Below are 24,301 nucleotides of genomic sequence, written 5' to 3'. Positions count from 1 at the left end.
TCGCCCCCCTGTAGGAGCCGGCTTGCCGGCGATGAGGCCCTTGAATTCGGTACAGCAATCAAGGACGCCATCGCCGGCAAGCCGGCTCCTGCAAAGGGCGCTGGGTCCTTTAATGGTCCAGCGAACTCAAGATCGCATGGGCCACTTTCACTCGCTCCCCGTTCGGGTAGTTCTTGTTTGCCAGGATCACCACCCCCATCCCCTTGCTTGGCACATACGCCACGTACGCACCGAACCCATTGGTCGAGCCGGTTTTGTTCACCAGCGTGTCGGCATGCGGCGCTTGTGGCGGGGTCAGCCAGTTCACCGGATGCGGTTCCATCGCCATTTTTGTCGAGTTGCCCTCCACCAGGGCGTCCAGCTTGATCGGGTAAGGGTACATCTCCCAGCCCAGCCCCTGGGTCATGCCCTCGACAGTGTAGTAGCCGGTGTGTGTGGTGGTGATGGCTTGTTGCAGCACTGGGTCCAGTGTCGCCGGGCGCATATTGACCTCTACGTAATGCAACAGGTCCGAAGCGCTGGTCTTGATGCCATAGGCCTCGCTGTCCATCGCGCCGGGGCCGACTCGCACGGGTTGTCCGTCCTTGCCATAGCCCTGGGCGTACAGGTTCATCTGGCTCTTGGGAACAGTGACGAAGGTGTGCTTGAGCCCCAGTTTCGCAAGCAGGGTTTTCTCCATCAGTTGATCAAACGGCTGCTTCAGGCTCTGCGCCGCCAGGTAGCCGAACAGGCCCAGGCTCGGGTTGGAATACAGGCGTTGGGTACCCGGGGCGAAGTCGGGTTTCCACTGCTGGAAGTAGCTGATCATGTGCTGGGTGTTGTCCGCCGCGCGGGGAAATTGCAGCGGCAGGCCACTGGCGGTGTAGGTGCCCAGGTTGAGTAGGCTGATGTGGTCGAACTTGCCGCCGCGCAACGCTGGCAGGTACTGGCTGGCCGGGTCGGTGAGGGTCAGTTTGCCGCTCGCCACGGCATAGCCGGCGAGGGTGGCGGTGAAGGTCTTGCTGACCGAGCCGATTTCAAACAGGGTGTTCTCACTGACAGGCTGTTTGGCGTCTTTACTGGCAACGCCGTAGTTAAAGTATTGCGCCTTGCCGTCCTTGACGACACCGACAACGAGGCCTGGAATAGACTGTTGCTGCATCAGCGGCTTGACGCTGGCATCCACCACGGCGCGCAGGTCGTCGGCGGCCAGGCAGTGGCCGGTGGCGAGAAATAACGCCAGGGCGCCCAAGTTACGCACTCCGGACAGGGAGAGTTGAGGCATGATATCGCTTCCATGAGAGTGATCGATTGAATGAAGAGCCTGCGCGGGCGTGGCCAATGTAGGCAGTTCGCGGGCGTTGGGCAAACGATGATATCTCGCACCTGCCATTAGATTAATTGGGGTCAAGCATGCTGCGCTCCCATCTTCCCCTCAATGCCTTGCGTGCCTTTGAAGCCTCGGCCCGGCATTTGAGTTTTACCCGCGCCGCCATCGAGTTATGCGTGACCCAGGCGGCGGTCAGCCATCAAGTCAAAAGCCTGGAAACGCAGTTGAACGTGACCTTGTTCAAGCGCCTGCCCCGTGGCCTGATGCTCACCAGCGAAGGCGAAACCCTGTTGCCGGTGGTGCGCGACTCGTTTGACCGCATCGCCCAGACCTTGAGCCAATTCGAAGGCGGGCATTACCGCGAAGTGCTCACGGTGGGCGCGGTCGGCACCTTTGCTGTGGGCTGGTTGCTGCCACGGCTGCCCGAGTTTCAGGCGCGTTACCCGTTTATCGACCTGCGCCTGTCCACCCACAACAACCGTGTCGACGTGGCGGCCGAAGGCCTGGATTATGCGATCCGCTTCGGCGCGGGTGCCTGGCACGGCACCGACGCCTGTGAGCTACTGGCAGCGCCTCTCACCGTACTTTGCGTGCCGCCATTGGCCGAGCAACTGCACGCACCGGAAGACTTGCTCAAACACACCTTGCTGCGCTCCTATCGCACCGATGAATGGAACCTGTGGTTTCAGGCCGCCGGTCTACCCGCTGATACTTTAGTGCCGCGCAGCATCGTGTTCGATTCTTCGTTGGCGATGATGGAAGCCGCCTTGCAAGGCATCGGAGTGGCACTGGCGCCGGCGATGATGTTTTCGCGGCAACTGGAGAGCGACGTGATCCGCCAGCCCTTCGACGTCGGCATTAGCACGGGCAGCTATTGGTTGACGCGTTTGCAGTCGCGCGCTGAAACGCCAGCGATGCTGGCGTTTAAAAGGTGGATGTGTGAAAGCGTAAACGCTTAAACCAGGTACTTGTTGAACCAACCCAACGTTCTTTCCCACGCCAGATTCGCCGCCGCCTCGTCATAGCGTGGCGTCGAATCATTATGGAAGCCGTGGTTGGCGCCCTTGTAGATATACGCCTCATACGTGGTGCCGGCGGCCTTGAGCGCCTGCTCATACGCCGGCCAACCCTCGTTGATCCGCGTATCCAGCTCACCGAAATGCAACATGATCGGCGCCTTGATCCGTGGCACGTCCTTGGCTTGCGGCTGGCGCCCATAAAACGACACGGCCGCACCTAGTTCCGGGTAGGCCACCGCTGCCGCGTTGGTCACGCCGCCGCCATAACAGAAGCCGGTAATCCCGACCTTGCCCGTGCTGCTGTCGTGTTGCATCAGCCATTCGATGGCGGCGAAGAAGTCGTTCATCAGCTTGGTCGGGTCGACGGTCTGTTGCAGGGCCACGCCTTTTTCATCGTTGCCGGGGTAACCGCCCACCGAGGTCAGGCCATCCGGGGCCAGGGCGATGAAGCCGGCCTTGGCCAGGCGCCGGGCGACGTCTTCGATGTAGGGGTTGAGGCCGCGGTTTTCGTGGACCACCACCACCGCTGGCAGCTTGCCCGTGGCTTTGGCTGGGCGCACCAGATAGCCGCGCACCGTGCCGTTGCCTTTGGGCGAGGGGTAGGTGATGTAGTCGGCGACGATGTCCGGGTCGGTGAATTTCACTTGTTCGGCCAGCGCGTAGTTGGGGCTCAGGGCCGCCAGCAAGGCCGAAGCGGTGAGGCCGCCAAAGGTGAACAGCGCAGCGCGGTCGAGGAATTCGCGGCGGTTGATCTTGCCGTGGGCATAGCCGTCGTAGAGTTCCAGCAGTTCGGGGGCAAAGTCTTTCGCGGTCAGACGAGTCATCGGTGCATCCTCGATTAGCGGTGGCGGTCAATGTAGCCCAGGATCAGCCCTCGCGACCATGGGCGACGGCGGCCAATTGACCGGTGTCGACGCGCACGAAGATCGAATCGCCGATGGCGGTCAGTACGTCACCGGCGTACACCTCGCAGATCACGCGGGTCTTGCGTCCCACGTCACCGTCGACCCGCGCGCGCAGGGTGAGGGTGATGCCCATGGGCGTCGGCTTGATGAATTTGATCCCCAGGTTGCCGGTGACGCAGTCGATGCGCGGCAGACTGCCGGGTTCGCGCCCTTCGGCGCGGTAGTGGTAGGCCATGGCGGTCCAGTTGGAGTGGCAGTCCACCAGCATGGCGATCAGGCCGCCGTAGACCAGGTCGGGCCAGCCGCTGTAGTGGGCTTCGGGCAGGTGCTCGGCGACGAGGTGGATGCCGTCCGCGTCCCAGCGGCTCTTGATATGCAGGCCATGGGGGTTGCTGCCGCCGCAGCCGTAGCAGATGCCTTCCGGCGCGGTAATGTCCTGGAGTGAAGGGGGGTGCATGCAGAGTCCTTATATGTGCGTGTGCGACTACTCTGTTTAGCAGGACAGGCGCCGGATGGGAATAAATCCCTGGTGTGGCGTGTTAGCTCAGTACCTGTGTCCTTACCTCTAGCGGAGCGTTGCATGAAACGTCTTATGTCCCCGGTCGCCGTACTGGCCTTGATCCTTGCTTATGGTGCCAGCGCCCAGGCGGTGGAGTACAAGGACGTCAACCGCACCGCCAGCCAGATCAGCTTCACCTACAAGCAATTGGGGCAGCGGGTGTATGGCACGTTCAGCGAGTTTGAAGGCGCCTTGACCTTCGACACGCAAAAACCGGAGGCCGGGCATGCCTTGCTCAAGATCCAGCTGGCCAGTATCGACGCGGGCAGCCCGGACGCCAACGGCGAGCTGCAACGCGCGTCCTGGTTTGATACCGCGACGTTTCCGGTGGGCGTGTACGAATCCACCGGCGTCAAAGCCTTGGGCGACAACCGCTACACGATCAGCGGCAATCTGACCATCAAGGGCACCACGCGCCCGGTGGACGTGGACGTGGTGCTCAAGGAGCAGAGCGGCATTGGCGTGTTCGACGGTGAGTTCGTCCTCAAACGTGGCGACTTCAAGATCGGCGAGGGTGAGTGGGCCGGCAACAGCGTGGTATCCAATGACATCAACATCAAGTTCAAGATGGTTGCGCCGCAGCGTTAACGCGCGAACTTCTTTGCGCCGGCCACGCAGCCGATCACCGCGACCGTCACCAGCACCATGCCCAGGCTGACCTGCTCATGCAGCAGGCCTGCCGCCAGCGCCAGGCCGAAAAATGGTTGCAGCAACTGCAACTGGCCGACGGCGGCAATGCCACCCTGGGCCAGCCCGCGATACCAGAACACAAAGCCGATCAGCATGCTGAACAGTGACACATAAGCCAGGCTCAACCAGGCGGGCAGGCTGATGCCGCTGAAACTCGACGGCGCAAGCATCAGGCTCAACGGCACCACCACCGGCATCGACACCACCAGCGCCCAGCAGATCACCTGCCAACCGCCCAGGCTGCGCGACAGCTTGGCGCCTTCGGCGTAACCCAGGCCGCACACCAGCACTGCCAGCAGCATCAGCAGATCGCCGGCCGGTGCGGCGCTCAAGCCTTGGGCGACGGCATAACCCATCACCAGCACACTGCCCAGCACGGAGAACAGCCAGAACACCGGCCGCGGTCGCTCGCCGCCGCGCAACACGCCAAACACGGCGGTGGCGAGGGGCAGCAGGCCGATGAATACGATGGAGTGGGCCGAGGTCACGTATTGCAACGCCAGGGCGGTGAGCAAGGGGAAGCCAATCACCACGCCTAGGGCGACAATCGCCAGCGGCACCCACTGATTGCGCGCGGGGCGTTTTTCCTTGAATAGCCACAGCAAAGACACGCCGAGGACGGCGGCGATCGCGGCACGGACCGTGGTGAGAAACACTGGGTCGAATTCCATCACGGCCAATCGCGTGGCAGGTAATGAACCGCTGAAAATCACCACGCCGATAAAACCGTTGATCCAGCCCTGGGTACTGGTGTCCAGGGTGTTGAGAGGGGATGTACGTTCCATGAGGGAGTGCCCGAAGCAGGAGGGGTTGCGTTCAGGCCATCCTAGGGGCGAGCATTAAGACAATCAAAAAATTGTCATGGATACATCCCAATGCCGCGCGCCCGCTACAAGTCCTTGGTCGACACCTTTGCTGGAGCCATCCGCAGCGGCCAAATGCCGCCTGGCACGCGCCTGCCGACGCATCGTCAATTGGCCGCCGAGCATGGCCTGGCACTGGTCACCGCCAGCCGCGTGTACACCGAGCTTGAGGCCATGGGCCTGGTCAGCGGCGAACCCGGGCGTGGCACCTTCGTGCGCGAAATCTCGTTGCCGCCCGGGCAGGGCAGTGGTCAGATGACGGTGACGGCGGGCATGCTCGACCTCAATTTCAACTATCCCTCGTTGCCGGGCCAGGCAGACCTGTTGCGCACAGCATTGCGCCAACTGGCGCTGTCCGGCGACCTTGAAGCGCTGTTGCGTTACCAGCCCCACGCCGGGCGTCTGCATGAGCGCGCGGCCTTTGCGCGGCACTTATTGAACCGTGGGCTTACCGTGGAGCCCGACCAAGTGCTGCTGGTCAGTGGCGCGCAACATGGCTTGGCGGTAACGATGATGGCGTTGCTCAAACCCGGTGATGTGATTGCGGTCGATGCGTTGACCTATTCGGGCTTCAAGGTACTGGCCGAAACCCTGCACCTGGAAATTGTAGCGATCCCGGTGACGCCGACCGGCCCGGACCTGGAAGCCTTGCAAAACCTGTGTCGCAAGCGCCCGGTGCGCGCCGTATACAGCATGCCGACCCTGCACAATCCCCTCGGTTGGGTGATGGATCTGGCCCAACGCGAACGGCTGGTGTCCATCGCCCGTCAGCACAATCTGATGATCATCGAAGACGCGGCCTACGCGTTCCTCGCTGAAGACCCACCGCCCCCGGTGGCGACGCTGGCGCCGGAACGCACGGTGTATGTGGGTGGGCTGTCAAAAAGTGTGGCGACGGGCCTACGCGTGGGGTTTGTCGCGGCGCCGATGGAATGGGTAAAGACGCTGGAGCGCACCCTCATGGCCACCACCTGGAATGTACCCGGCGTGATGAGCGCCATGGCGGTGGCATGGCTGGAGGATGGCACCGTGGCACAGCTTGAGGCGCAAAAGCGCGAGGACGCCCAGGCACGCCAGGCTTTGGCCGCTCAGGTGTTCAAAGGGCTGACCACCATCAGCCATCCCTCGTCGTATTTTCTATGGCTGCCGTTGGCGGAAGACGCCCGGGCCGATCAGGTCGCCATGACCTTGCAGCGCGACAATATTTCAGTGTCCACCGCCGAGCCGTTTGCCGTCTCGGGACATGTCCCGCACGCGTTGCGGTTGGCCTTGGGTTCGGTGCCGATGTCGGCACTGCGCGAAGCGTTGCTCAAGGTGCGCAAGGTGGTGGCGTGGTGAGCCGGTTTCGGCGGCTCACCGCTGGACATCAGTACTTGTAAGCCTGACGCCCGATCAGCAACCATTTGCCTTTCTGTTTCTGCCAGACCTGGAAGTTGTCGATGTCGGTAGGCACTTCAACGCCGCTGTTCACGGCCAGGGCATGGAAGTGGTTGCGTACCAGCGCGGTGTCGCCTTGCAGGGTGATGGTCTGGTTCTGCATTTCCAGGGTCTTGAAGGCGCTGGTATGGGTTTCCAGGTCAGCGATGAATTGGTCTTTGTTCTGCACCTTGCCGCTGGAGTGGCCGTAGGTGAGTTTGTCGGCCGTCAACGCGTGAAGTTGCTTGAGGTCCAGGTGCAGCATGGCTTGGGTCAGTTGGTCGACCGCTTGTGCCACATCCTTTTCGGCAGGGGCAGGCGCGGCTGCGACATAACCGGTGAACAGGCACAGAAATCCGATCAGCACTTTGACGTTTTGCATGGGTGTTTCCTTATTGTTGTTGGGGGCTGGCACGACAGCTTAAGTCGTCGTACAACCATGCAATATTTCGGGTGGGGAAGGAAAGTGAAATTTCGAAATATGTTGAATAGATTAGGCCTTAAGGCGTTATAAAACACACGCAAACTTATACGATGTCTCAACACGTCGATCTAATTATGCCTCGCTTCCTGTGCAAGTAGCACATCGCTATGTTACTGCCGAAACCTGACACTGCCCGAGAGACAAAATGGATTTTGACTGGCACAGCGACATGCTCACCCGCGCCACTCCGGTAACCCCACACTACAAAAACACTCAAAACGTGCGCCGCTTCATGCGTGAACACTGCGGCCCAGGGTTCAAATTCGACCGGCCGTTCATGGCCTGGATCCGCAACGAGGTGCCCAAGACTCTGGGCGACGTGGTGGACGAGTGGCAACGCCGAAACGAGGATTCACGCCCATGACACCCGACGAAAAATACCAGGCCGCCCAGCAACGCCTCGGCTATCAGTTGGATGAATTCAAAGTCGGTGGCAACTACACGCCACTGGTCCGGGACGCCAACCACCTGTACATCAGCGGCCAGATTCCCCGGGTCGGCGATGCCATCGTGCTGCCGGGCAAGGTCGGAGACACCTTGACCTTGGCCCAGGCGCAAATCGCCGCCGGTATCAGCGCGTTGCGCTGCCTGGGGTTGCTGAAGCAGGCCTTGGGTTCGCTGGACCAGGTCAAGGCAATCCTGCGCATCACCGTGTACGTGCGCAGTGCCGAGGAGTTTGACCAGCAGAGTGAAGTGGCCAACGGCGCCTCGGATCTGTTGCACGAGATCCTTGGCAGCGCCGGGGTGCATACGCGTACGTCGGTGGGGGTGATGCAACTGCCGAAGTCGGCGGCAGTGGAGATCGATATGATTGCCGTCGCCCACAGCGCTTGATGTGACACGCGATTCAACTGTAGGACCCGGCTTGCCGGCGATGGCGTTGGTCCAGGCTGCGCAACCATCACAGTTAGACCGCTATCGCCGGCAAGCCGGCTCCTACAGGGAGGGTGTTTAGTCAGTTGCCAGCGGGGGTGTGCGCGGTGGAATCAGGCGTTTGCTGCCGATTGACTCGTACGCCGAAGCAAACCGCAGCAACGCCGAATCGTCATATGCCCGTCCGGCAAACGTCAGCCCCACTGGCATGCCGATATCCGCCATCACGCCCATCGGCACTGTGACGGTCGGTACGCCCAGGTGGCGGATGGCGAGGTTGCCGTTGGCGACCCACACGCCGTTGCTCCAGGCGATGTCAGCCGACGCTTCATTCACGTCAGCATCCGCCGGGCCTACGTCAGCCACGGTCGGGAACAACACGGCGTCGAGACCGAGCGTGTCCATCCAGTCTTCCAGGTCGATGCGGCGGGTCTGTTCCAAACCGCGCAGGCCATCGGGGACCGTGCTGATCTCGTTCCACGGGGTGATGCCGCGTTCGGCCATGCGCACGTATTCGTCCATGCCCGCGGCCAGGTCGTCCTCACGGTTGGGCAGGGTGCCGGGGTCGTGGGGGAAGATTTTCGGGCCGTCCACATCCGCCAGGCGGTTGAGGGCCGGGTCATTGTTGGCACGCAGGAAGTCATCAAAGGCCCAGGCCGACAGTTCCCACAGTTCATCGTGGAGGAACTCCTTGGAGACCAGTCCACGGGTGAACACGGTGGGTGCGCCAGGGCGGTCGCCTTCGCAGTTGGACACCAGCGGGAAGTCTACGTCGATGACTTCGGCACCGGCCGCAACCAGCGCCTGGCGCGCGTCGTTCCACAGGTCCATCACGCTGGCGCGGGTGTTGATCTTCTGCCCGGTAGGACCGCCGATGCCGGGTTTTTCACTGGTGCCTGCGTCAGGGTCGGCGTTGATGTACATGCGCGGCACACCAAAGCGTTTGCCGGCGAGGGATTCGCAACTCACGGCCAGTTCAGCGTAGGACGCCGGGCGCACCGAGGCGACGCTCGGGATCGGCACCCACGGCTGCAAACGCCACAGGTCGCCACGGGTGTCCGGGTCTTCGGCCACCACCACATCGAGCACTTCCAACAGGTCGGCCATGGTGCGGGCGTAAGGCACGACCACGTCCATGGTCGGTGTGAGCGGCCAGTTGCCGCGCACCGAAATCACGCCACGGGACGGGGTGTAGGCGCACAGGCCATTGTTGGACGCCGGGCCGCGTCCGCTGGACCAGGTTTCTTCGGCCACGCCAAACGCGGCAAAACTGGCCGCCGTCGCGGTGCCGGCGCCGTTGGACGAACCGGAGGCAAACGGCGCCGTCAGGTAGTCGGCGTTATACGGGCTTTCCGCCCGGCCATACACACCACGCTGCATGCCGCCATTGGCCATCGGCGGCATGTTGGTCTTGCCCAGGCAGATGGCGCCGCCGCCGCGCAGGCGTTCGATGGTGAATGCATCACGCTGGGCGACCAGGCGGGCAAACGCCGGGCTGCCGGAGGCGGCGGTCAGGCCCTTGACCAGGTAGCTGTCTTTGGCGGTGTAAGGAATGCCATCCAATGGCCCCAAGATTTCGCCTTTGGCCCGGCGTGCATCGGACGCCTCGGCTTCTTTCAGGGCGTCGGGGTTGCGCACCACCACGGCGTTCAAGGCGGTGGCGGTCTGCGGGCCGTCATAGGCCTCGATACGCGCCAGGTAGGCCTTGACCAGTTCAACCGCCGTGGTCTGGCCGGATTCAAGCGCAGCGCGCAATTGGGCAATGGAGACTTCGGTAACTTGCATCACGTTTTTTCGCCGCCTTCAAGTGGGGGTATGGCGGCAGTCTACGTACAGATATTTCACAAAACCAGCGCCGCATACTCCGCATAGGCACCACGCATCACCTGCCAGGTGGCCTCGTCAGCGGGAATCAGATGTTCGATCCGCAGGGAGGTGAGGGTAATGTCCTGGGGCATGCCAAACGTGGTGAAGGTGGACAAAAAACTCAGTTCACCCTGGCGTGAGCGCACGCGGGTCAGTACCAGCGGCGGCATGTGCGCGGGCAGTTCGGTGTTGGCCGGTGTCGGCAAACTCGCCAGTAATGCGGCCAGTTCGGGATTGCCCAGCGCTTCACGGGTGGCGCGCTGCCAGGCCAGGGCGCGGATCTCCTCGGCATTGATCAGGTGATCGCCCAGGCCGCCCGGCTGCAGCAGCGTCGACAGCAAGTTCACGCCCTCAGCGGCATCCGCCCGGATGCCCACTAATTCAAACAGCAGGCCGGTACTGGCATTCGCCGCCAGCACTTCCCACTGGCTGCCCAACAGGATGGCAGGGGCCGGATTGTTGGCGTGCAGCACATGGCTGACGGCTTCGCGGATTGCTGCCATGGCCGGCGAGGCGAGCGGGGTGGCGGTGTAGCGCGGCGCATAGCCGGCGGCGAGGAATACGCGGTTGCACTGCTCCAGCGGTGCCTCCAGTGCCGTCAACAGATTATGCAATGTGGCGGTGCCTGGTTTGGCGCGACCGGTCTCGATGCAACTGAGGTGACGCTGGGAAATGCCGGTGATCAGGGCCAGGTCGAGTTGGCTCAGCTTGGCGTGCCGGCGCAATTGGCGCAGCTGTTCGCCGGCAGTAACAAGGTTGTCCATGGCGGAATCATGACCTCCGAGGTCATTGCGAGGGTCCGAACCTTATCACTAACGTGGGCTTCCATCACTTCAAGGAAGAGACCATGAGCAGTCGCTTTATCGCCCTGGCCGGTTTGCTGGGATTTTCGTTCTACACCCTGGCGACGATGCTGACAGCCGAACAGTCGCTGTGGGCCTTTGGCCGTGAACTGATGTCACGGCCGGACACCGCGCAGGTGGTGATCGACCTGTATTTGATGGCGGTGCTGGCGTGTGTGTGGATGTACCAGGACGCACGACGTCGCGGGCGCTCGGTGGTTTCGTTGCTGCCGTATTTTGTGCTGACGGCAGTGTTTGTGTCGGTGGGGCCGTTGCTCTATCTGGTGGTGTACGGGGGGCGTGATGAATGAGCTTTTGCACGTCTACGCACTCTGTGTGCTGGTGCTGTGCCTGAAGATGTTTGCGATTTCCTGTTATCAGGGGATCTTTCGGATACGGCGCCAGGCGTTTACCAACCTGGAGGATGCAGCGTTCTTCAAGCGTGCTGCGCATTCAGCGGAACTGCCGCAAGTGATGAGGGCGACCAAGGCCTGGGCGAACGACTTGGAGAATATTCCACTGTTTTTCGTGTTGGGCGGGCTGTGTATTGCGTTGGGGGCGAGCGGCGCTGTGACGGCAGGGTTATTTGTCTGTTTTACCCTTGCACGGGTTGCGCATACGGTGATGTATTTGGTGGGGTGCCAGCCCTGGCGGACGCTCGCGTATGGGCTGGGCGCAATCTGCCTGCTCGGGCAGGGCGCCACTGTGGTTGCCAGGCTGATGGTGATTTCCACTTAACCATAGGGTGCGGTTCCCGTTCTATCCACCAACCGGATGCTATCGCGCCCGCCACGCTTGGTTTCATACAGCGTGGTGTCGCCTTGCTCGATCAACGCCGTGAGGCTCGGTGGCGGCTGGTCGAACAGGTTGGCGCCGATGCTCAGGGTTACCGGCGCCGGCGTGGTGAAGGTCTGCGCGGCCAGCTTTTGGAATTGGTCACGCAGGCTGCTGCCCAGTTCGACGATTTGCTCGGTGCACGCCGGGTTCAGCAGGATCACGAACTCATCCCCGCCCAGGCGTGCGGCCAATGCTCCCTGGGGCACCACGCTGCGAATCATCTCGCTCAAGGCGATCAGCAAACGGTCGCCGGCGGTGTGGCCGTAGAGGTCGTTGACCGACTTGAAGTTGTCGATGTCGATCAGCAGCAACGCGCCGGGTTGCGCCGGCGAGACCTGGGCCAGCAGGCGCGGTGCGCGCAGGTCGAGGGCGCGGCGGTTGTACAGGGCGGTCAGTGGGTCGCGGGCGGCGAGGCGGGCAATCTGTTGTTCGCGTCGGTAGCGTTCGGAGCCGGTCATCGACAACGCGATCAGCATGATCGCCATGGCGCCTTCCACCAGGGAAATCTGGATGATCTCGCCCTTGAACGCGGCGAGGTCGATCAAGGTGCCGGGAATCAGCACCGACAGCGCCTTGGCCACATAAAACGCGCCGTGGATCAACAGCACATAGCGTAGTTGCACGGCGCCGATGCTCAGGGATTTGCCATGGGGCCGCAGTAAAAAGCTGGCGCGCAGGGTCGGCAACGCCACCAACAGCGACTGTACCGCCAGCATGGCTTTAGACCATGAAGGATCACTCGGCAGCATCAGCATGCAAAACCAGGCCACCAGCATCAGCAGCCACACGGGCGACAAGCGTGTTTGCGTGAATCGCGCCACACCGAGCAAGAACAGGAAATGCGCGGTCACCAGCAAGCCGTTGGCGAACCAGATGCCGATCATCAAATAGCCGTTGATGCGCAGCAGGGCGAGGGTGGAGCCGATGCTGATGGTGGCAAAACCGGCGCTCCAGCACAGCAGCGAAGGTTCGCGCACGCTGCGCCATTCAACGGCCAGGTACAGGGCGGCAGCGGCTGCCAGGGCAACGGTGAGTGCCAAAATCGTAGGAGGGTCGAGCGTCATGTGCTGCCGGGTCTGCCAGGGTTGCGTTGAAAACCGCGATTGTAAGCGTTCGCGCGAGGTTTTCGGAGGCTTACTGGCGAACGGCTATCAACGCATTCAATTTAACGCACTGGCAACGTCGCGCGGAACACCGTTCCCGACGCCAGATCTGACTCGACCTCAATTAAACCTTGATGGGAGGTGACAATTTCAGAGGCGATGAACAAGCCCAATCCAAGACCTTCCGCTGGGCCGTGTTCAATGACCGACCGTTGGGAAAAGCGCCCCATGGGATTGAAGATGAACGGCAGGACATCGGCAGAAATGGGGTTGCCACCGTTGCGCACAGTGAACACCACCGTCTCTGCGCGAGTCGCCAACTCGACTGTGATGGGTAACTGTGCATCGCCGTGTTGCACGGCGTTACTGATGATGTTGGAAAATACCTGCTCCATGCGCGGGCCATCAAAGCTGCCAGTCGCCTGGGCTTTTGCTTCGAAGACGATGTTCGAAGCCGGGTGAAAGGCTCGGATCTCCTCGACAATGCGTTCACAGATCGGTGCAAGATCGACCTCAGTACGCTTGACCGGAATGCCTGGCCCCATCTGACAACGTGTCAAATCCAGCAGATCACCGACGATCTGGCTGGCACGTTGCACACTGGTATAGATCTGCGTGGCCACACGGCTGCCGCGCTCGTCCACAGTCGGCGAGCGCCGGAGCATGTCGGCGCCCAGCAGAATCGCGCCCAACGGCGTGCGCAGGTCGTGGCCGAGGATGCCCAGGAAAACATTGCGCGACGCTTCTACGGCACGTGAGTAACTGGCGATGGATTCTGCCAGTGCCTGGTCGATGGCTTCATGGAAGCGGTTCATGTCGTCGACTTCCAGCGCCGTACCGTGTTTGACCTGATCAAGCCACTGGCTGAGCACGCTGGTGCGCAACGCGCGGTATTCAGACACCATCTGGTCGATGGAGAAACCCGCCATCAAGCGTGTCACCGCGTGGGTTTCAGCCGGGCTTTCTTCGTCATTCTGCGGCGCCAGCCCTTGCGCCTTGTCAGTTTGCTCCTGCACGGTCTGGGTGGTGCGCAGGTCACTCACGATGGCGCGAAGCATCTGCTCGGCATGATCGCGCAAGCCTTCACGGTCGAGGTCGGCCCCAGGCGTCTGGATGGTGCGGGCAAAGTCTTCCCACGCCTGAAGGATCGGCTCGAGGTTCGCGAGAATGAAGTCAGGCAGGCGCATACGGGAGGTCCTTGGATGGGCAGAAGCTCACGGGAAACTGCCAAACAAGGATTTAAGCACGGAATGGCTATACGCAGGCGTCCTTGCCTGCGTCAGTCGTGGGCGTAGGCGCGATCAAATGCCTTTGGTGGAGGGTAACAAGACCGTCAGAATGCCCACCAGCGGCAGGAACGAACACAGCTTGTAGACGTACTCGATACCGTGGGTATCAGCGAGCAAACCGAGCAAGGCTGCGCCAATCCCGCTGAACCCGAACATCAGGCCGAAGAAGATCCCGGCGATCATGCCCACGTTACCCGGCACCAGTTCCTGGGCATACACCACGATGGCCGAGAAGGCCGACGCGATGATGAACCCGATCACCACGCTCAACACCGCCGTCCAGAACAGGTCGACGTAGGGCAGGGCCAGGGTGAACGGCGCGGCACCGAGGATGGAGAACCAGATGACTTTCTTACGGCCGATCTTGTCGCCGATCGGGCCGCCGGCGAAGGTGCCGACGGCCACGGCGCCGAGGAACAGGAACAGGTACATCTGGGAGCTTGCGACCGACAGCTGGAATTTCTCGATCAGGTAGAAGGTGAAGTAGCTGGTCAGGCTGGTCATGTACCAGTATTTGGAGAACACCAGCACGGCCAGCACCACCAGGGCGAAGGTCACGCGGCCCTTGGACAAGCCGTGGGTGGCTTTGCCGCCTTGCTTGAGCTTGAACAGGTTGAGGTGGTTGCGGTACCAGCGGCTCAAACCGTAAAGCACCAAGATGGCGAACACTGCAAACAACCCGAACCAGGCGATATTGCCCTGGCCGTAAGGAATGATGATCGCGGCCGCCAGCAACGGGCCGAAAGCACTGCCGGTGTTGCCACCGACCTGGAACGTCGACTGCGCCAGGCCGTAGCGACCGCCGGACGCCAGGCGCGCAACGCGGGAGGTTTCCGGGTGGAAGGTCGACGAGCCGACGCCCACCAGGCCTGCTGCAAGCAGAATCGCCGGGAACGTGCCGACAAACGCCAGCATCAGAATGCCGATCAAGGTGCAGACCATGCCCGCCGGCAGCAGCCAGGGTTTCGGGTGGCGATCGGTGTGGTAGCCGATCCACGGCTGCAGCAGGGATGCGGTCAGCTGGAACGTCAGGGTGATCAGGCCCACCTGGGTAAACGACAGGCCGTAGTTGGCCTTGAGCATTGGGTAGATCGACGGCAGCACAGCCTGGATCAGGTCATTGATCAAATGCGCCAGGGCGCAGGCGCCGAGAACACGCATGACCAAAGGGCTGGCTTGGGGTGTGGTGGTTGCAGCGGCGGGTGACGCGGTGAGGGTCGACATGCAGGCATTCCATACAAGGCAGCTAATCAGAGGCGGCAACTTCTTAAGGTCGCCATCCATTACAAAATGATTCGGCGTTCATGCTAGATTCGTCAGGGATGCCTGTCTCGCGTAATTCGGGCGACAACCATCGCAAAAAGGGCGAAATCATCAAACCACTGAACGAATTCCTCCAGGAAATCAACGAAGGTGCTTGGGCGGTCATCAGTTCCGCCACGGATTATCCGGAAAACTGGGTGATCCCCGACCACAGCCACGAGAAGCACCAACTGCTCTACGCCATCGAAGGCGTGATGGTGGTGTACTCGGCGCTCAACCAATGGACGGTGCCGCCCAATCGCGGGATCTGGATGCCCGCCGGGCAGGTGCATTCCCTGCGTTGCGTGGGCACCCTGAAAATGCGCAGCGTATTTGTGCGCCCGGATCGTTTCCCGAACATGCCCGGCGAGCCGAAGACGGTGAGTATCTCGCCGCTGCTGAGTGAACTGATCAAGGCCTCGGTGAGCCTGAAACCGCCGTATGCCGAGGACTCGCGGGATGCGCGGATCATGCACCTGATCCTCGACGAGCTCGCCATCCTGCCGGCCTTGCCACTGTCCTTGCCGCAGCCCGCCGACCCGCGCCTGCAGCGCATTTGCCTTGCGCTGCAGGAAGAGCCCGGCGACGCCTCCACGGTCGCCCACTGGAGTGAGCGCCTGAACCTGGATCAGAAAACCATCCAGCGCCTGTTCCGCAAGGAAACCGGCATGACCTTCGGCCAGTGGCGCCAGCAGGCGCGGCTGCTGCTGGCATTGGAGAGGATTGCGGTGGGGGAGAAGGTAATCGATATCGCCCTGGAACTGGGTTACGAAAGTCCGAGCGCTTTTACCAGCATGTTCAAGAAACAGTTCGGCAAGACGCCGAGTCATTTCTTCAGGTAGGCGCCTGCGTGAGGTTGGCGTGCAGGTCCAACAGACCGTTGAACGCCTCAATGTCCAGCGGTCGGCTGAGGAAATAGCCTTGGCCCTCCTCACAGGCCACGCTCTTGAGTAATGCCAAGTGCTCGGCGGTTTCGATGCCTTCGGCTGTCACCGTCAGTGCCAGGGCCCGGCCCAGGCCGACAATCGCCTGGATGATCGCCTTGTCATCGTCGCTTTCTTCCAGGCGGGTCAGGAAGCTGCGGTCGATCTTCAAACCATCGAATGGGAACGCCCGCAGGTAGCTCAGGGATGAGTAACCGGTGCCGAAGTCATCCATGGCGATACGCAGGCCCAAGTGCTTTAGCGTATGCATGACCTCAAGTGCACCGTCGGTATCATCGAGCATGACGCTTTCGGTGATTTCCAGTTCCACCCGTGCCGGGTTGATACCCGACGTCGCCAATGCCTGGCGTGCGCGCTCGACCAGGTTGCCGCGCTTGAATTCGGTGGGCGACAGGTTCACCGACACAAACAGATGCTCTGGCCATTGGGCGGCACGCGCGCAGGCGGTTTCGAGTACCCAGTCGCTCAACGCCAGGATCAGCCCGGACTCCTCGGCAATCGGGATGAAGGTGTCAGGCGCGATCAGCCCACGCACGGGATGTTGCCAGCGCACCAGGGCTTCGGCGCCGACCATTTGCCCGTCGGCGATGCGATAGCGCGGCTGGAAATGCAGGCGCAGCTCGCCGTGTTTGATCGCATAGCGCAGGTCGCTCTCCAAGCGGCGGCGTTCGATAATCCGCGCGTTCATGTCGCCGGAGTAGAACCGCCAGGTATTGCGCCCCGCAGCCTTTGCTTCGTACAAGGCAATGTCGGCGTAGCGCAGAAGTTCCGTGGCTTCACGGGTATCGGTGGGGGCGATGGCGATTCCGATGCTGGCGCTGACAAACACCTCCTGCTCGTCGATTCTGATCGTACGCTCGATGGATTCGATCAAGCGCTTGCACAGGGCTTCGACTTCGTCTTGAGTGCCTGCATCGGTCAGGATCAGTACAAATTCATCACCGCCGATTCGCGCGACCAAATCCCCATGGCGAACACAGTCCGCCAGGCGGGCCGACACTTCATTGAGCACCCGATCACCGGCAGCGTGCCCAAGCAAGTCGTTGACCGGTTTGAACCGGTCGAGGTCCAGGCTGAGCATGACCAACGGCTGCTCCAAGGACGACAAGGCCTTGAACTTGCCCTCCAGAAACGCCTGCAGGCGCGTGCGATTGGGCAGCCCGGTGAGGGCGTCATGCTGGGACAGGAACTCGATGCGTCGACGGGCCTCGACTTCTTCCGTTACATCGGTGGCCGTTCCGCGAAACCCGCCACATGGCATCTGCCGTGCGGCCAGTCGAGTGCTGCGTTCCAGCCCCAATGCATCGACGTACCGACACTGCACGCTGATATCCGGGCGACGTTCGGGGGCGCTGAGCCACTGGGAGAGCAGGCCGCTTTCGGTCTCCAGCAAATCGTTCATTGTGGCGCCGATCCAAGCGTTGCGCACCAGCCCGGTCACGCCTTCAAAGCGTTCCGACAGGTAGGTAAAGCGCCAGCCGGCGTCGATTTCCCATACCCAATCGGAACTGGCTTCCACCACATCGCGAAAGCGGGCTTCGCTGGTGGCCAGGGCGTTCTGACTGTTCTGCAGCGATGAATGACTGGCGTCCAGGGCAAGTGCGGCGGCGGTGGTGCGCCGCGAAATGACCCAGGTCATCACGCACACCAGCAGCGCAGCCAGGCCCAGCAGCGGCAGGCCTACGCCCATCAGGCGCAAGCCGGGACGAGCCGGCTCCCAGTGGAGGCTGCCGGCCGAGCCGTTGGCGCCGAGGGGGAAGAGCAAGGTCTTGCCGATTTCATCGGCGGTGGCGACGTGCAGTTTGTCCACGCCGAATTCATCGCCGATCACCGACAGTTTGGCGCTGTCGAGGATATCGATAAAGATCAGCACCGACGCTGTTCGGCCGTCGGGCAACACCGTGGGGTCGGTACCGGGGGTGATGGCGGCGGCAGCTACCAGTGCAGGGCTGCCGTGCACATTGATAAAAGCCGTGGCGGGTGTCTCATTGTCTGCGCCCGCGCGAGCCTGCTCAAGAATCTCGGTGATGGGCCCACCGAGCCACTGGTTGAGTTCGACGGTCTGTAACTGGCCGTCAACGACGGCATACACCGTGCGGTTGGCGTCGTCGACCACGAACAAGCCTTGAAAGCCGAAATCATCGAACAGCGTGGCGCCGATGTTGCCACGGACAAAGGCCCAATCAGCGTCTACCGTCATATGCAAATGCTTGTAGGCGTCACTCCAGAAGGCGTAGTCCTTGACCGTCACCCGCAGGGACTTTTCCAGCGACTGCACGGCTTTGCGGGTATAGAACGCACTTTCAGCCTGCTCGGAGCGGTCCAGTTCATGGGCCAGATAGACCAACGAGTAGGCCGCGGCGGCAAACACCACAGCCAGCAAGGCCATGAACCTGAAGAGTGAGGTGCGCGCCAGCGACAGACTGGTGCGATCGGAAAGCGAGCGGACGATAGGGGCGAGAGCGTTCGGCATAGTTTCCCGCAGGGCGTCGCTGCTTGTCAGGGGTATCCCTTGCTATCGGCAGCTCTGGCAAAACATTTAGACCGCCGGGGAGGGTGGCTGCTGGCGCGCGTTGCCAACCATGTCAATAGGGCCGCGACGCTCAGCACCGCAGCACTCAACTCGAATGTCGCCTGATACCCGCTCAGGTCGAACATCAGGCCGCCCACGATAGCGCCGGAAGCGATGGCCAGTTGGATGATCGCCACCATCAAGCCACCCCCTGTCTCGGCGTCGTCGGGCAGGGTTTTTGACAGCCAGGTCCACCAACCCACGGGGGCGGCGGTGGCGACCAGGCCCCAGAGCCCCAGTAATAGCGTGGTTATCGCTGTGGAACTGCCAAACATGACCAGCGCCAGCGCAATCCCGGCCATCACCAGCGGAATAATGCCCAGCGTCAGGAACAGGCTTTTTTTCAGGAAACGCTCAATCACCAACGTCCCCGCAAAACCAGCCAATCCCAGCACCAGCAAGATCAACGACAGCCCGGACGCACTTACCTGGGTGACGGCCTCCAGAAACGGCCGCAGGTAGGTGAACAACATAAACTGGCCCATGAAAAACACACTCACCGCCAGCATGCCCAAGGCCACCGGCGTGCGTTTCATCAAGTGCAGCAGGCTGCTGTTTTTGGCGACGCCTTGAGCCTTGATTGAAGGCAGGCTGATCATCAACCAGGCCGCTGCCAACGTCGCGACGGGGACGACGCAAAAGAACGCCCCGCGCCAGCCGATCAAGCCGCCGACAAAACTGCCCAATGGCGCGGCGATCACCGTCGCCAAAGCGTTGCCACCATTGACGATCGCCAGCGCACGCGGCACCTGGGGCTCAGGCACCAGGCGCATGGCCGTGGCGGCCGACAATGACCAAAAGCCGCCGATGGCCACGCCGATTAACGCACGGCCGAGCATGAACACCGGGTAATTCGGTGCCAGCGCCACCACGGTGCCAGAAACAATCATCAGCACGGTCAAGGCCAGCAAGAGGCGCTTGCGCTCGACCCGCGCCGCTACGCCTGCGATCAGCAGGCTGGTAAGCAACGCAAACAGACCAGACACCGAAATGCCCTGGCCGGCTTGCCCCTCGGTAATCTGCAAGTCGGCCGCCAGGGGCGTGAGCAGGCTTACGGGCATGAACTCGGACGCCACCAGGGCAAAGGCGGCCAGGGACATCGCGAGCACAGCGCCCCAGTTTTTCGGGGTGTCGGAGATCACTTCAAGTTGCTCCTGAAAAAGCTGGTCAGCTTGTCGAACGGGATCAGGCCGACTCGGTCGTACAGGTCCACATGGCCGGCATCCGGGATGATCACCAGTTCCTTGGGCTCGGCAGCACGCTGGTAGGCGTCCTCGCTGAACTCAAGGGAATGTGCATTGGCACCGGCAATCAGCAGCAGTGGTCGTGGGGAAAGCGTCTCGATGTCGTTGAACGGGTAGAAATTCATGAACTTAACGTTGCTGGTCAGCGTCGGCCGCGTGGTGTTTTGCGGCGAGGCACCCGCCGGGGTGAACGCACCACGCGGCGTGCGATAGAAGTCGTAGAACTCATCGCCCACGGCATCGCCGGTCAGGGTCTGAGGCGTGCCGCCGGTGTAGACGGTGTTGCCACCCTGGAACTCTACATAACGCTGGTTGGCGGCTTGCAGCAGTACTTGCTGGCGCTGCGCCAAGGTCACGCCGCGTTTAAGGCCGTTACGGTTGGCTGCGCCCATGTCGTACATACTCACCGTAGCGATGGCTTTGAGGCGCGGGTCGATCTTTGCCGCTGCGATGGCAAAGCTGCCGCTGCCGCAAATGCCAATCACGCCGATGCGCTCGCGGTCGACCATCGGGCGGGTGCCGAGGTAATCCACGGCGGCGCTGAACGCTTCACTGTAAAGATCGGGCAACACGGCATTGCGCGGCTCGCCAGCGCTTGCGCCCCAGAACGACAAGTCCAAGGAAAGGGTGACAAAGCCCTGCTCGGCCATTTTGGTGGCGTACAGATTCGCGCTCTGTTCTTTGACGGCGCCCATCGGGTGGCCCACGATGATTGCCGCATTTTTTGAAGAGGGGGCAAGGTGCTTGGGCACAAACAAGTTGCCTGCGACCGTCATGCCATATTGATTGTTGAAGGTGACTTTTTCGACGGTCACCCGCTCGCTTTGGTAGAAGTTGTTAGCACCATTGGACATATCGGCTCCCAGTGTCGACATTGAGGTCACCAGCAAACTCAGGGTGAGCAAGAGGCTTTTCATCGGGGGTTCCTCGAGAAGGTTGGTCCGCGCATTTTCCCGAGTGAGAGCAGGGTTCTGTAGTGCGTTTGACTGGAATACTTGCCTGATCCTCTGAGTCTTGTAGTTTGCCGGGGACGGCCATGGGCGCGACGGGGTAAAGTCCGATGAAGAGAGGAAAGAGCCTGTAATGACCACTCATCAAACATCCTTGAATGCGCTGATCCAGGCCATCGGCTCGCGCGTGCACGCGCCCGGTGACTACCCCATGCCGATTCCGGGCCTGGGTTTTTATCACCGTGATCAGCCTGCAACACCCGTCGTGTGCATGGTGGAACCGTGCATCGTGCTGGTCGCCCAGGGTGAAAAGCAGTTGTGGGTCGGTGGCGAGGGCTACCCGTATGACACGTCACGCTTCCTGGTGACCTCCCTGGACATTCCCGCCAACTCCGAAGTGCTGGCGGCCAGCCCAGAGCAACCGTGCCTGGGGCTCACGTTGAAGCTGGACTTGCGCATATTGGCCGAGCTGATCGCCCAGAGTGAGCTTCCGCCAACGCGGGAGCGGGCAGTGTTGAAGGGCGTGGGTATCGGCACGGTGACCGAGGGCATGCTGGCATCGTTTGCGCGCCTGGTGGCGCTGCTCGATGAACCTGAAGCCATCCCGGTGCTAGCGCCGTTGATTCAGCGCGAAATCCATTACCGGCTACTGAAAAGCGACCAGGCGAACCGATTGCGCCAGATCTGCTCCGTCGACGGCCAGGGGTATCGGATTGCCAAGGCCATCGATTGGCTGAAGCTCAATTACACCGCGGCCTTGCGCGTAGACGAGTTGGCCGCGCGCGTGCAAATGAGCGCAGCGACGTTTCACCATCACTTTCGCCAACTGACGGCAATGAGCCCGTTGCAGTATCAGAAGTGGCTACGCCTTAACGAGGCGCGGCGCTTGATGTTGAACGAGCATCAGGACGTGTCCAGCGCGGCGTTCAAGGTGGGCTATGAAAGCCCCTCTCAGTTCAGTCGCGAATACGGCCGGTTGTTTGGGGTGCCACCCAAACGTGATATCGCGGCGCTGCGTGGCAGGACCGAGGTCAATGATCGGACGTCAAATTAGCAAAGAATATGCACCCGATCAGCCGCGCAAACAGGTTCAGGGTTTCCGGCAGGTTGGGGTCCTCAAACAGCATCGCTCTTGAATCGAGCGCGCACAGAGCGCCAAACAGGCGGCCATCGGGCAGGAAAATCGGCGCGCCGGCATAGCTCTCAATGGCGAATTGCTTGACCACCGGGCGGGCTGCGAAGCGGCCGTTCTGGCTGATCTGCGGGATGAACAGGGTTTGCGGGTTGATGCAGAACTCGCTGCACAGGGTGGTTTCCAGATCGAGCACATCGTCGACATGGATGCCCATGTCCCCGGTGTCGTGCACCGAGCAGACTACCCATTCCAGGTCGGTGAACTTGGCGATGCCGGCAAAGCGCATCCCCGTCAGGCGGGTGACCAGTTGCAAGATGCTGGTGGTGGCTTCTATTTCGGCGATGGCAGCACGCTCATCGGCGCTGAGCAGGGACTGTGGTGCGGTGACGCTTGGAACCATGGGGATACTCCAGTAGCGTGGCGGCCCGAGCCGCCACGCGCTTTCAGGTGTTAGTTGATACGCGGATGTTGCTCGGCCAGGTTCTTGCGCTTGGCCTCCAGTTCGGCAATTTCGGCATCGATGTCTTCGATCTTCTGCTCGATATTGTCGTGATGCTCCTGCAGCAGTTCCTTGGCTTCTTCCATGTCCGAAGCGGCCGGCGCTGCGCCACGCAGTGGCTTGTTGGCGGTTTCCTTCATGGTCAGGCCGGTGATCAGGCCGACCACGGCAAACACCATCAGGTAGTAAGCAGGCATAAACAGATCGTTGGTGCTTTCCACCAACCAGGCTACGGCGGTCGGGGTCACGCCAGCGATCAGCACCGACACGTTGAATGCACTGGCCAACGCGCTGTAGCGCAGGTGAGTCGGGAACATTGCGGGCAGCGTCGAGGCCATCACGCCGATGAAGAAGTTGAGGATCACGGCGAGGATCAGCAAGCCCGCGAAGATCAGGCCGATCTTACCGCTGGTGATCAACATGAACGCCGGGATGGACAGGAACAACAGGCCGATACTGCCGGCGATGATGAAGGGCTTGCGGCCGATCTTGTCACTGATGAAACCAATGAACGGCTGCACGAACAGCATGCCGACCATGATCGCGATGATGATCAGCACGCCGCTGTTTTCTTTGTAGTGCAGGTTGTGCGACAGGTAGCTCGGCATGTAGGTGAGCAACATGTAGTAGGTCACGTTGGTCGCCGCCACGATGCCGATGCAGGTCAGCAGGCTGCGCCAGTGCTTGGTCGCTACTTCCTTGAACGAGACTTTGGGGCCGTGGGTCAAGCCTTCGCGGTCGCCTTGCTCCATTTTGTCCATGTGCTGCTGGAAGGCTGGGGTCTCTTCCAGCGCATGACGCAGGTACAGGCCGATAATGCCCAGGGGCAGGGCAAGGAAGAACGGCAGGCGCCAGCCCCATGACTCAAAGTCAGCTTCGCCCAATATGCTTGAGATCAGCACGACAACGCCCGCGCCCAGCACGAAACCGGCGATGGATCCGAAGTCCAGCCAACTGCCGAGGAAGCCACGCTTGCGGTCCGGGGCATACTCGGCGACGAAGATCGAGGCGCCGGTGTATTCACCACCCACCGAGAAGCCCTGGGCCATTTTGCACAGCAACAGCAAAATCGGCGCCCAGATACCGATGGAGGCGTAGGAGGGGATCAGGCCGATGGCAAAGGTGCTCAGGGACATGATCACGATGGTCGCGGCGAGGACCTTTTGCCGTCCGTATTTATCGCCCAGAGCGCCGAAGAACAGGCCACCCAGGGGACGGATCAGGAACGGCACCGAGAACGTGCCGAGTGCAGCGATCATTTGTACGCTGGGTGAGGCGTCGGGGAAGAACACTTTGCCGAGCACATAGGCGACGAAACCGTAGACGCCAAAGTCGAACCATTCCATGGCGTTACCCAGGGCAGCGGCGGTGATTGCCTTGCGCACCTTGGTGTCGTCGACGATGGTGATGTCTTTCAATCCGATGGGCTTGACGCTTTTCTTACGTAATTTCATGCGGGACACTCTAAAGCAGAACAGGGGAGGTGCCATCGTTGCGATGGCACCGCTCTGTCAGTTCAGATACAAGCGGACATGAAATAATTCACCACTATTTTGCTTTTTTTGCATTCTTTGTGGTGAGCAGGCTTAGTGGTGATCGG

24 protein-coding genes are annotated in these 24,301 nt (G+C 61.4%); 9 read left to right on the top strand and 15 right to left on the bottom strand.

The window, feature by feature from the left end; all coding sequences use genetic code 11:
• Positions 1-109: 109 nt before the first annotated feature.
• Positions 110-1,264, bottom strand: coding sequence for a class C beta-lactamase (gene ampC, locus U367_RS0107370; protein WP_028616369.1), 1,155 nt, complete (start codon positions 1,262-1,264; stop codon positions 110-112).
• A gap of 128 nt (positions 1,265-1,392) precedes the next feature.
• On the opposite strand from ampC, the gene U367_RS0107365 reads away from it, so the two are divergent.
• Complete coding sequence (locus tag U367_RS0107365; protein WP_028616368.1) at positions 1,393-2,268, top strand: LysR family transcriptional regulator; 876 nt, start codon at positions 1,393-1,395, stop codon at positions 2,266-2,268.
• Here the strand turns inward: U367_RS0107365 and yghX are convergent.
• Together yghX and U367_RS0107355 are read right to left on the bottom strand one after the other, a co-directional pair.
• Positions 2,265-3,152: a YghX family hydrolase gene (gene yghX / locus U367_RS0107360; RefSeq protein WP_028616367.1), complete on the bottom strand. Its 888-nt coding sequence runs from the start codon at positions 3,150-3,152 to the stop codon at positions 2,265-2,267. The genes U367_RS0107365 and yghX overlap by 4 nt on opposite strands.
• Before the next feature lie 43 nt (positions 3,153-3,195).
• Complete coding sequence (locus tag U367_RS0107355) at positions 3,196-3,690, bottom strand: PaaI family thioesterase (RefSeq protein ID WP_028616366.1); 495 nt, start codon at positions 3,688-3,690, stop codon at positions 3,196-3,198.
• Positions 3,691-3,825: 135 nt separating this feature from the next.
• Here U367_RS0107355 and U367_RS0107350 point away from each other — a divergent pair, with 135 nt between their 5' ends.
• Complete coding sequence (locus U367_RS0107350; protein WP_028616365.1) at positions 3,826-4,380, top strand: YceI family protein; 555 nt, start codon at positions 3,826-3,828, stop codon at positions 4,378-4,380.
• Here U367_RS0107350 and U367_RS0107345 read toward each other — a convergent pair.
• A complete protein-coding gene (locus U367_RS0107345) occupies positions 4,377-5,267 on the bottom strand; it encodes a DMT family transporter (RefSeq protein ID WP_028616364.1) in 891 nt (296 codons plus the stop codon). The genes U367_RS0107350 and U367_RS0107345 overlap by 4 nt on opposite strands.
• A gap of 90 nt (positions 5,268-5,357) precedes the next feature.
• Between U367_RS0107345 and U367_RS0107340 the strand changes: the two genes are divergently transcribed.
• Positions 5,358-6,683: an aminotransferase-like domain-containing protein gene (locus tag U367_RS0107340; RefSeq protein ID WP_028616363.1), complete on the top strand. Its 1,326-nt coding sequence runs from the start codon at positions 5,358-5,360 to the stop codon at positions 6,681-6,683.
• Between the two features lie 28 nt (positions 6,684-6,711).
• Here U367_RS0107340 and U367_RS0107335 read toward each other — a convergent pair whose 3' ends face one another.
• Positions 6,712-7,143 carry a nuclear transport factor 2 family protein gene (locus U367_RS0107335; RefSeq protein ID WP_016979456.1) on the bottom strand — a complete coding sequence of 144 codons (432 nt, stop codon included), beginning with the start codon at positions 7,141-7,143 and terminating at the stop codon, positions 6,712-6,714.
• Positions 7,144-7,390: 247 nt separating this feature from the next.
• Here U367_RS0107335 and U367_RS0107330 point away from each other — a divergent pair, with 247 nt between their 5' ends.
• Together U367_RS0107330 and U367_RS0107325 are read left to right on the top strand one after the other, a co-directional pair.
• Positions 7,391-7,609, top strand: a complete 219-nt coding sequence (locus U367_RS0107330) for a DUF6434 domain-containing protein (RefSeq protein WP_028616362.1) — start codon at positions 7,391-7,393, stop codon at positions 7,607-7,609.
• Complete coding sequence (locus U367_RS0107325) at positions 7,606-8,079, top strand: RidA family protein (RefSeq protein ID WP_028616361.1); 474 nt, start codon at positions 7,606-7,608, stop codon at positions 8,077-8,079. The genes U367_RS0107330 and U367_RS0107325 overlap by 4 nt, the downstream gene beginning before the upstream one ends.
• Before the next feature lie 117 nt (positions 8,080-8,196).
• Here the strand turns inward: U367_RS0107325 and U367_RS0107320 are convergent, their stop codons facing one another.
• Together U367_RS0107320 and U367_RS0107315 are read right to left on the bottom strand one after the other, a co-directional pair.
• Positions 8,197-9,906 (bottom strand): amidase, encoded by a 1,710-nt coding sequence (locus tag U367_RS0107320; RefSeq protein ID WP_028616360.1) that lies wholly within the window; start codon positions 9,904-9,906, stop codon positions 8,197-8,199.
• Between the two features lie 53 nt (positions 9,907-9,959).
• Positions 9,960-10,748 (bottom strand): helix-turn-helix domain-containing protein, encoded by a 789-nt coding sequence (locus tag U367_RS0107315; protein ID WP_028616359.1) that lies wholly within the window; start codon positions 10,746-10,748, stop codon positions 9,960-9,962.
• Between the two features lie 83 nt (positions 10,749-10,831).
• On the opposite strand from U367_RS0107315, the gene U367_RS0107310 reads away from it, so the two are divergent.
• Positions 10,832-11,137: a DUF2834 domain-containing protein gene (locus U367_RS0107310; protein WP_028616358.1), complete on the top strand. Its 306-nt coding sequence runs from the start codon at positions 10,832-10,834 to the stop codon at positions 11,135-11,137.
• The gene (locus U367_RS0107305; RefSeq protein ID WP_028616357.1) at positions 11,130-11,564 is read left to right on the top strand and encodes an MAPEG family protein; all 435 of its coding nucleotides are present in this window, start codon (positions 11,130-11,132) and stop codon (positions 11,562-11,564) included. Before U367_RS0107310 ends, U367_RS0107305 begins: the two co-directional genes overlap by 8 nt.
• Here U367_RS0107305 and U367_RS0107300 read toward each other — a convergent pair.
• From U367_RS0107300 to U367_RS0107290, 3 genes are all read right to left on the bottom strand, one after another.
• Positions 11,561-12,727: a GGDEF domain-containing protein gene (locus tag U367_RS0107300; RefSeq protein WP_028616356.1), complete on the bottom strand. Its 1,167-nt coding sequence runs from the start codon at positions 12,725-12,727 to the stop codon at positions 11,561-11,563. The genes U367_RS0107305 and U367_RS0107300 overlap by 4 nt on opposite strands.
• A 101-nt stretch (positions 12,728-12,828) precedes the next feature.
• Positions 12,829-13,953: a sensor histidine kinase gene (locus tag U367_RS0107295; RefSeq protein WP_028616355.1), complete on the bottom strand. Its 1,125-nt coding sequence runs from the start codon at positions 13,951-13,953 to the stop codon at positions 12,829-12,831.
• A gap of 114 nt (positions 13,954-14,067) precedes the next feature.
• Positions 14,068-15,279 (bottom strand): MFS transporter, encoded by a 1,212-nt coding sequence (locus U367_RS0107290; RefSeq protein WP_028616354.1) that lies wholly within the window; start codon positions 15,277-15,279, stop codon positions 14,068-14,070.
• A 98-nt stretch (positions 15,280-15,377) separates the two neighbouring features.
• Between U367_RS0107290 and U367_RS0107285 the strand changes: the two genes are divergently transcribed.
• A complete protein-coding gene (locus U367_RS0107285; RefSeq protein WP_028616353.1) occupies positions 15,378-16,199 on the top strand; it encodes an AraC family transcriptional regulator in 822 nt (273 codons plus the stop codon).
• Here U367_RS0107285 and U367_RS0107280 read toward each other — a convergent pair.
• From U367_RS0107280 to U367_RS0107270, 3 genes are read right to left on the bottom strand one after another with little or no spacing between them, the layout of a single operon-like run.
• A complete protein-coding gene (locus U367_RS0107280) occupies positions 16,192-18,774 on the bottom strand; it encodes a bifunctional diguanylate cyclase/phosphodiesterase (protein ID WP_028616352.1) in 2,583 nt (860 codons plus the stop codon). The genes U367_RS0107285 and U367_RS0107280 overlap by 8 nt on opposite strands.
• A gap of 26 nt (positions 18,775-18,800) precedes the next feature.
• The gene (locus U367_RS01000000129935; RefSeq protein WP_050587846.1) at positions 18,801-19,973 is read right to left on the bottom strand and encodes an MFS transporter; all 1,173 of its coding nucleotides are present in this window, start codon (positions 19,971-19,973) and stop codon (positions 18,801-18,803) included.
• 38 nt (positions 19,974-20,011) lie between these two features.
• The gene (locus U367_RS0107270) at positions 20,012-21,034 is read right to left on the bottom strand and encodes an alpha/beta hydrolase (protein ID WP_028616351.1); all 1,023 of its coding nucleotides are present in this window, start codon (positions 21,032-21,034) and stop codon (positions 20,012-20,014) included.
• 166 nt (positions 21,035-21,200) lie between these two features.
• Here U367_RS0107270 and U367_RS0107265 point away from each other — a divergent pair, with 166 nt between their 5' ends.
• Positions 21,201-22,121: an AraC family transcriptional regulator gene (locus U367_RS0107265; protein WP_028616350.1), complete on the top strand. Its 921-nt coding sequence runs from the start codon at positions 21,201-21,203 to the stop codon at positions 22,119-22,121.
• Here the strand turns inward: U367_RS0107265 and U367_RS0107260 are convergent.
• Entirely contained in the window at positions 22,099-22,602 is a 504-nt protein-coding gene (locus U367_RS0107260; protein WP_028616349.1) for a GAF domain-containing protein, read from the bottom strand. The two genes, U367_RS0107265 and U367_RS0107260, sit on opposite strands and share 23 nt — an antisense overlap.
• A 50-nt stretch (positions 22,603-22,652) precedes the next feature.
• Positions 22,653-24,155 (bottom strand): glycine betaine/L-proline transporter ProP, encoded by a 1,503-nt coding sequence (gene proP / locus U367_RS0107255; RefSeq protein WP_028616348.1) that lies wholly within the window; start codon positions 24,153-24,155, stop codon positions 22,653-22,655.
• Between the last annotated feature and the right edge of the window lie 146 nt (positions 24,156-24,301).

The organism is Pseudomonas canadensis, assembly GCF_000503215.1.
Taxonomy (GTDB): domain Bacteria; phylum Pseudomonadota; class Gammaproteobacteria; order Pseudomonadales; family Pseudomonadaceae; genus Aquipseudomonas; species Aquipseudomonas canadensis.
The sequence above is the reverse complement of the archived record's forward strand: the minus strand, read 5'-3'. Positions and strand labels throughout refer to the sequence as shown.